The 7,133-nt window shown below is 68.8% G+C and carries 8 protein-coding genes and 1 pseudogene; 5 read left to right on the top strand and 4 right to left on the bottom strand.

The window, feature by feature from the left end:
- The first annotated feature begins 8 nt into the window (after positions 1-8).
- From ACFWPK_RS10010 to ACFWPK_RS10025, 4 genes are read left to right on the top strand one after another with little or no spacing between them, the layout of a single operon-like run.
- Positions 9-1,670 (top strand): FAD-dependent oxidoreductase, encoded by a 1,662-nt coding sequence (locus ACFWPK_RS10010; RefSeq protein ID WP_378914245.1) that lies wholly within the window; start codon positions 9-11, stop codon positions 1,668-1,670.
- A gap of 11 nt (positions 1,671-1,681) precedes the next feature.
- A complete protein-coding gene (locus ACFWPK_RS10015) occupies positions 1,682-1,939 on the top strand; it encodes a hypothetical protein (RefSeq protein WP_378914246.1) in 258 nt (85 codons plus the stop codon).
- A gap of 23 nt (positions 1,940-1,962) precedes the next feature.
- A complete protein-coding gene (locus ACFWPK_RS10020) occupies positions 1,963-2,754 on the top strand; it encodes an SDR family NAD(P)-dependent oxidoreductase (protein WP_378914247.1) in 792 nt (263 codons plus the stop codon).
- Positions 2,751-3,620: an alpha/beta fold hydrolase gene (locus ACFWPK_RS10025; protein WP_378914248.1), complete on the top strand. Its 870-nt coding sequence runs from the start codon at positions 2,751-2,753 to the stop codon at positions 3,618-3,620. Before ACFWPK_RS10020 ends, ACFWPK_RS10025 begins: the two co-directional genes overlap by 4 nt.
- Positions 3,621-3,650: 30 nt before the next feature.
- Here the strand turns inward: ACFWPK_RS10025 and ACFWPK_RS10030 are convergent, their stop codons facing one another.
- Together ACFWPK_RS10030 and ACFWPK_RS10035 are read right to left on the bottom strand one after the other, a co-directional pair.
- On the bottom strand, positions 3,651-4,469 hold the full coding sequence (locus ACFWPK_RS10030) for an SDR family NAD(P)-dependent oxidoreductase (RefSeq protein WP_378914249.1): 819 nt from the start codon (positions 4,467-4,469) through the stop codon (positions 3,651-3,653).
- An 8-nt stretch (positions 4,470-4,477) separates the two neighbouring features.
- Entirely contained in the window at positions 4,478-5,011 is a 534-nt protein-coding gene (locus tag ACFWPK_RS10035; RefSeq protein ID WP_378914250.1) for a YbhB/YbcL family Raf kinase inhibitor-like protein, read from the bottom strand.
- Between the two features lie 89 nt (positions 5,012-5,100).
- On the opposite strand from ACFWPK_RS10035, the gene ACFWPK_RS10040 reads away from it, so the two are divergent.
- A complete protein-coding gene (locus tag ACFWPK_RS10040; protein WP_378914251.1) occupies positions 5,101-5,784 on the top strand; it encodes a GntR family transcriptional regulator in 684 nt (227 codons plus the stop codon).
- A gap of 78 nt (positions 5,785-5,862) precedes the next feature.
- Here ACFWPK_RS10040 and ACFWPK_RS10045 read toward each other — a convergent pair whose 3' ends face one another.
- Together ACFWPK_RS10045 and ACFWPK_RS10050 are read right to left on the bottom strand one after the other, a co-directional pair.
- Positions 5,863-6,690: a mycofactocin-coupled SDR family oxidoreductase gene (locus ACFWPK_RS10045; RefSeq protein WP_378914252.1), complete on the bottom strand. Its 828-nt coding sequence runs from the start codon at positions 6,688-6,690 to the stop codon at positions 5,863-5,865.
- 1 nt (position 6,691) lies between these two features.
- A pseudogene (locus ACFWPK_RS10050) lies at positions 6,692-7,048 on the bottom strand (SDR family oxidoreductase); the annotation flags it as partial.
- Between the last annotated feature and the right edge of the window lie 85 nt (positions 7,049-7,133).

The raw sequence follows: 7,133 nt of genomic DNA on the forward strand, positions 1-7,133 counted from the left end.
AGGCGGAAATGACTGCGACCGAACAACACTGGGATCACGAGGTCGGCTTCCTCGTCGTCGGCAGCGGCGCGGGCGGACTGACCGGCGCGCTCGCCGCCGCCGACCGCGGGCTCGACACCCTCGTCATCGAGAAGGCTTCGGTGTACGGGGGCAGCACCGCGCTCTCGGGCGGCGGCATCTGGGTGCCCAACAACCCGACGCTGCTGCGCGAGGGCCTCGGCGATTCCCGCGCCGACGTGCGCGCCTATCTCGACGCCGTCGTCGGTGACCGGGTGCCGACGAAGAACCTCGACGCGTTCATCGACGAGGGCCCGCGGATGCTGGCCTTCCTCGAGACCAGCCCGCACCTGCGTTTCCAATGGTGCACCGGCTATTCCGACTATCACCCCGAAGCGCCGGGCGGGCGGCCCGCCGGCCGGTCCATCGAGCCGCTGCCGGTGGACCTCAAACAGCTCGGCGCGGACGAGGACCTACTGCGTCCCGCCGCGCTGGCGACACCGCCCGGACTGTTCATCACCTCCAAGGACTTCGTCCAGCTCAATATGGTGACCCGCACGTGGAGGGCACGCTGGACCGCGCTGCTCACCGGTCTGCGGGCGGTCAAGGCGATCGTGTTGCGCAGGCACATGGACACGCTCGGCCGGGCGCTGATCGCCCGGTTGTGGCTGGCCGTGCGCGATGCCGGGGTGCCACTGTGGCTCGACACCCCGCTGCGCTCGCTGATCACCGACGACACCGGCGCGGTGCTCGGCGTCCTCGCCGAACGTGACGGCCGCGAGATCCGGATCAGGGCGCGCGACGGTGTGCTGCTGGCCACCGGCGGGTTCGAGTTCAATCAGGCCATGCGCAAGGACTACCTGCCCGAGGGCGGGCGCGACAACTTCAGCGCGGCATCGGCGGACAACACCGGCGACGGCATCATCGCGGGCGAAAATGTCGGCGCGGCAGTCGATCTCATGGACGACGCCTGGTGGATGCCGTCGTTCCAGCGCCCGGACGGCATCAATCAGGTGCTGGTGTCGGAGCGGTCGATCCCACGCTCGATCATCGTCGACAGCACGGGCACGCGCTTCACCAACGAAGCGTCCCCGTATGTGACGTTCGTGCATGCCCAGCTGTCGGGCAGCCACGATCCGGCCTGGCTGATCTTCGACGCGAAAGCCAAGAGCCGCTACCCCATCGGCGGCATCGTGCCCGGCCAGAAGTTCCCGTCCTCGTGGCTGTCGACCGGACTGATGCAGACCGCGCCCGACATCGAGGGACTCGCCGCCGCGATCGGCGTCCCGGTCGACAGTCTGCGCGACACCGTGGGGCGCTTCAACGGATTCGCACGCGAGGGACACGACGCGGACTTCGGCCGCGGCGTCAGCGCCTACGACAACTACTACGGCGACCCGACCCTGGCGACGCCCGCGCTCGATGTCCTGGACAAGGGCCCGTACTACGCACTGCGGGTACGGATCGGCGACCTCGGCACCAAGGGCGGACTGGTCTACAACGCCGACGCCCAGGTGCTGCGCGCCGACGGCTCGCCCATCCCCGGGCTCTACGCCACGGGCAACACCGCCGCCGCGGTGATGGGCAACGACTACGCCGGTGCGGGCGCGACGATCGGCCCAGCCATGGTGTTCGGGTACATCGGCGCGCGCCACGCCGCGGGCGAGCGGTAAGGCGGGCGGCCGTGCAACCCGTCGAATGCGCTACCTGTGGCAACAAGGTGCTGGCAGAGAAGTTCAGTCCGAGCCACACCAGCATCCAGTGGCTCGACGACGCCGAGTCCGTGTGCCCCGAGTTCGCTCGGCGCGCGGCCCTCGGTGAGCACAGCAGCTGGATCCCGACCTGCCCTGCCCTGCGTGATTCCGTCGAGAATGCCGTCCGCGCAGGCGTATTGGCGACCGATCAGCTCCGCCACGAACCGGTTCCCGGCCGGCTCGGCTGACACCAAAGACCAGGAGAGAACCCATGAACAGACTCGATAACCACCGGACGCTGGTCACCGGCGCCGCATCGGGCATCGGCCAGGCCACCGCGCTGCGACTGCTCGACGAGGGCGCCCGCGTAGTCGCCGCCGACGTATCGGCCGAGGGCCTCGCCGCGACCAGCGCGCAGGCCGCCGAGCGCGGCACCGCCGACCGGCTCACGACCCTCACCATCGATATCGGCGACGAACAGTCGGTGATCGAGGGCGTCCGATCCTCGATCGAGACCCTCGGCGGCCTGGACTCGCTGGTGAACGCGGCGGGCATCCTGCGCGCCTCGCACACCGATCAGACCCCCCTTGACCTGTGGGACCTGATCATCCGGGTGAACCTCACCGGCACGTTTCTGGTGGTCCGCGAGGCACTGCCCACCCTGCTGGCCAACCCGCGCGCCACGGTGGTGAACTTCAGCTCCACCTCGGCCGCGTTCGCGCACCCGTACATGGCGGCCTACGCGGCGAGCAAGGGCGGCATCCAGTCCTTCACCCACGCCATCGCCCTCGAATACGGCGGCAAGGGACTGCGCGCGGTCTGCGTCGCGCCCGGCAGCATCAAGTCCGGCATCACCGAAGCCACCGGTGGATACGTGCCCTCCGACGCCAACTGGGCACTGTTCGGGAAGCTGTCTCCCGTCCTGCCGACCGACCTCGAATCCGGCGGCGCGGGCATGGGCGACCCGGCCGCGGTGGCCGGCGTGATCGCGATGCTCGTCTCCGAGGACGGCGCGTTCATCACCGGCACCGAGATCCGCATCGACGGCGGTACCCACGCATGACCGACCTGAGCTACGAGGGCACGCTGCGCGAGATCACCACCGACGCGGGTGTTCTGCGTTACCACGAGGCGGGCGAGGGACCGCCGCTGCTGCTCCTGCACGGATCGGGGCCCGGCGTCACCGGGTGGCGCAACTTCCGCGGCAACCTCGCCGTCTTCGCGGAACGATTCCGTTGTCTCGTCCTGGAATTCCCCGGTTTCGGGGTGAGCGACGACTTCGGCGGACATCCGATGATCACCGCACTGGATTCGGTGGTCCGTTTCGTCGACGCGCTCGGCCTCGACAGCGTCGACATCATCGGCAACTCGATGGGTGGCGGCGTAGCGCTCAACTACGCCATCGCCCATCCCGAGCGGGTCGGCAAGCTGGTGACGATCGGTGGCATCGGCCGCAATCTCTTCAGCCCCGGCCCCGGCGAGGGCATCAAGCTGCTCCAGGAGTTCACCGAGGAACCGACCCGCGAGCGGTTGATCCAGTGGCTGCATTCGATGGTCTACGACCCCACGATGGTGACCGAGGAATTGATCGAGGAGCGCTGGACCCAGGCCACCGATCCCGCGACCCTCGACAGTGCCCGCCGGATGTACAGCAAGGCCGCGTTCGCGATGATGATCAAGGCGATGGAGGCCTCCGACGCACCGCCGCCGTGGGCGATGCTGCACAAGGTGGCTGCCCCGACGCTGATCACCTGGGGCCGCGACGACCGGGTGAGCCCCCTCGATATGGCGCTGATCCCGATGCGCACGATCCCGCGCGCCGAACTGCACGTGTTCCCGAACTGCGGGCATTGGGCGATGATCGAACGCAAGGACGAATTCGAGTCGGCGGTGCTTGCCTTCCTCACCCGCAAGGACGTCGCGCGCTGACACGGCGGCAGCGGAGCAGATCCGGCCGCCTCAACCCACCGCCGCGGTGACCGCGTCGTCGCTGATTTCGAGCAGGCGACGACGCGCCCGCGGATCCATGGCCTGTGAGTGCGGACGGCTCTGCCCGGTGCCGTCGAAGTACCGGCCTGTCGTCTGGGACAGGACCGGATCGCAGATCAGCCGCAGGGTCGCGTCCGCACCTTCGGCGACAGTGCTGATCGGCGTAACACCGGATTCCAGCACCATGGTCGTCGCCATGAGGGTGGCCGGGTGCAGGGCGTTCACCGTGACACCGGTTCCGTCGAGTTCCTCGGCGTACTCGATGGTTGCCATGATCATCGCCAGCTTGGCTCGGCAGTAAGCGGGGTACACGTCGAAGTCGTGCTCGGGGGTTGGCTCGTCGAGGTCGATCTCCTGCTGCCCGGCGGAGGCTACGTTCACCACCCGCGCCGGAGACGAGGTCCGCAGCAGCGGAAGCAGCCGCCGCGTCAGCCGATACGGGGCCAGATGGTTGACCGCCCACAGTAATTCGTTGCCGTCAGCGGTGAGTTCGCGTTTCCTGTCCGGTCGGCCGCCGGTGCCGGCATTGTTCACCAGTACATCCAATCGCGAAGTGCGGGCGATGATCTCGTCGGCCAGCCGGTCCACCTCCGCGAGTCGCGAGAGGTCGGCCAGGATGATCTCCGGAGTGTGTCCGCTCGCGGCTGCTACCTCGGCGGCGACTGCTGCGGCCCGATCGGCGTTGCGGCCGTGCAGGATCAGCCGGGCTCCCGCTGCGCCGAGCCGCACCGCGAGTTCGCGGCCGAGCCCGTCCGTCCCGCCCGTGACGAGCACAGTTCGGTCGACCATGTGATCGATCACTGCTGTGCCTCCGCGGTGGCGACGAGCGTTGCCCGGCCCAGGATGTGTCCGGCGATAGTGAAGCCGAGCAGAGCCGGCGTGGCGTCGGAGGCGATGCCGATGTCAGCCACATCCAGGGCGTGCACGGTGACGAAGTAGCGGTGTCTACCGTGCCCTGCCGGCGGTGCCGCACCGATGTATCGAGGTAGGCGCGCGTCGTTCGGCAGTTGGAAGGCGCCGACCGGCAAACCGCTGCCCTCGTCGTCTCCGGCACCCTCGGGCAGGCTCGTGGTCGTGGCCGGGATGTCGGCCACAGCCCAGTGCCAGAAACCTGAGCCGGTCGGGGCGTCGGGGTCGTACACGGTCAGGGCGTAGCTCTTGGTGCCTGCTGGGGCACCACTCCAACTCAGTTGCGGAGAGACGTCTTTGCCGCCAGGAGCACCCGAGGACCACTGTGCAGGTGGCCAGGCGGCGCCGTCACGCACCGTGGTGCTCGTGACCGTGAATGCGACTACCTCGGGGAGGCGGGCGAAGGGATTGTTTGCGCTCATCATGTCGTGCCTTTCAAGCCGTGCCGGATACGCAAGATCGACGATATCACAAATAATCGATTATCTGCGGAACGTTCTATGATCGGATCATGACTCGTGCAGTCCACACCCCGCCCCCGCCGGCGAAACAGATGCTCTCCGAGCAGGTCTACGAACACTTGCGGAACGCGATCATGCGTGGCGAGTACGCACCCGGTGACGCGCTCAAGCCGCAGGATCTCGCCAGCCGACACGGTGTGAGCCTGGCTGTGGTGCGTGAGGCGCTGGTGCGGCTGGTCGGTGACGGCCTGGCCGAGCGGCTGACCAATCGCGGTTTCGCGGTGCCTGCCTTTTCCGATCACCGCTGGCAGCAGATCGGCGAGGCCCGCCGGGCGATAGAGCCGGTCCTGCTACGCATGTCGATCGAACGTGGTGACGTCAACTGGGAGGGCGAAGTCCGGGCTGCCCACCACCGCTTGGCGCGCACACCGGCTTTCACACCGGAAGACGGCGAGTACTACAGCGAGGCATGGGCGCAGGCCCATCGGGTGTTCCATCGCACGCTCTTGGAAGGGTGCGGCAACCCGGTGTTGCTGGAAACCTTCGACCGGCTGTGGGTCGCGAGCGAGCTGGCCCGCCGCTGGTCGACACACCGTAACCCTGAGCGCGACGGCCTCGACGAGCATCGCCGATTGGAGGAGGCGGCGCTGGCCCGTGACCCCGACACCGCCGCCGACTTGCTGACGCGCCACCTCACCCTGACGACGGCCGCACTGGCAGAGCGAGAAGGCTGATACGCGAAAGCGCGGGCTGCCATGTCGGAGCCCGCGCATTCGTAATTTCCGCGGCGCACTGTTTCCGCGGCTCAGTGGCTAGCGCTGGGTGCTGCCCGCGTCGATGGGCAGCGTCACCGCCGTGATGTAGCGGCCTTCGTCCGAGGCCAGGAACAGTGCGGCGTTGGCGATGTCGACCGGTTCGACCCACGGGATGGGCAGCATGTTCATCGTCACGGCCGCCTCGGCGAATTCCTCGCGGGTGGGATGCTCGCGGTCGGGCCGGAACACCTTGCGCACCATGTCGTTCTGGATCATCGGGGTGTCGACATTGGTCGGATGCACCGAGTTCACCCGGACATGGTGCGGGGCGAGCTCTTTCGCGAGCGACCGCATCAGCCCCACCACCCCGTGTTTGGCGGCGGTGTAGTGCGCGACGCCGACCAGCCCGCGCAGTCCGGCGATCGAGCTGGTCAGGATCATCGCACCGCCGCCGCGAGCGATCAGGTGCGGGGTGGCGGCCTTGCAGGTCTGCCACACGCCCGTCAGGTTGATGTCGATCATCGTCTGCCACTGCTGTTCGGTGAGCTCCAGTGCGCCGCCGCTGGAACTGATTCCCGCTGTGGCGCAGACGATATCGAGGCCGCCCAGCTCATCGACGCCTGCGTCGACGGCGGCCCGCAGCGCCGCACCGTCGCGGACGTCGACGGTGGCGGCGACGATCCGCGCGCCGGTCGCCTCGACCGCGCGCACGGTCTCGGCGAGGTCGTCGTGGGTCGCTCCCGGCGACACCACGGTCTCGACCGGCTCGCAGATGTCGACCGCGATGATGTCGGCGCCTTCCTCGGCCAGCCGGATGGCCTGTGCGCGGCCGATGCCGCGCGCGGCGCCGGTGATCAGCGCGATCTTGCCCGAAACCCGTCCCATGTCACACCTTCTGAGTAAGTCCGGCATCCACCACGAGCTGGATTCCCGTCACGTAACGGGACTCGTCGGATGCGAGGAAGAGCACGGCATTGCTGATGTCGACCGGATCCACCCACGGCACGGGGAGAATCGTGCGGCGGGCCAGCGCCTCCGCCGCGTCCTGCTGAGTCGGATTCGGCAGGTCGGGGCGCAGTTTGGCGTACACCGCGTCGTTGAGGATCATCGGTGTGGCGACCGAGCCGGGATGCACCGTGTTCACCCGGATCCCGCGCGGGCCGAGCTCGTTGGCCAGGGTGCGGGCCAGCCCGACCACGGCGTGCTTGCTCGCCGAGTAGTGGGGGGCGGGGGGCGGGCCCCGGCTGCCGGGGGGGGGGGGGGGCCGGACCAGCGGGCCCCCCCCCCTGCGCGCCCGGACCGCCCCGGGCCCGGGGGGGCGCCTAGCG

It is taken from the genome of Nocardia sp. NPDC058519, assembly GCF_042719755.1.
Classification (GTDB): Bacteria; Actinomycetota; Actinomycetes; order Mycobacteriales; family Mycobacteriaceae; genus Nocardia.

What these genes read in the sequence shown, in the direction of transcription:
- ACFWPK_RS10010 (WP_378914245.1), top strand. Translation starts at nt 9, where the DNA reads ATGACTGCGACCGAACAACACTGGGATCACGAGGTCGGCTTCCTCGTC.
- ACFWPK_RS10020 (WP_378914247.1), top strand. Translation starts at nt 1,963, where the DNA reads ATGAACAGACTCGATAACCACCGGACGCTGGTCACCGGCGCCGCATCG.
- ACFWPK_RS10025 (WP_378914248.1), top strand. Translation starts at nt 2,751, where the DNA reads ATGACCGACCTGAGCTACGAGGGCACGCTGCGCGAGATCACCACCGAC.
- ACFWPK_RS10030 (WP_378914249.1), bottom strand. Translation starts at nt 4,469, where the DNA reads ATGGTCGACCGAACTGTGCTCGTCACGGGCGGGACGGACGGGCTCGGC.
- ACFWPK_RS10035 (WP_378914250.1), bottom strand. Translation starts at nt 5,011, where the DNA reads ATGAGCGCAAACAATCCCTTCGCCCGCCTCCCCGAGGTAGTCGCATTC.
- ACFWPK_RS10040 (WP_378914251.1), top strand. Translation starts at nt 5,101, where the DNA reads ATGACTCGTGCAGTCCACACCCCGCCCCCGCCGGCGAAACAGATGCTC.
- ACFWPK_RS10045 (WP_378914252.1), bottom strand. Translation starts at nt 6,690, where the DNA reads ATGGGACGGGTTTCGGGCAAGATCGCGCTGATCACCGGCGCCGCGCGC.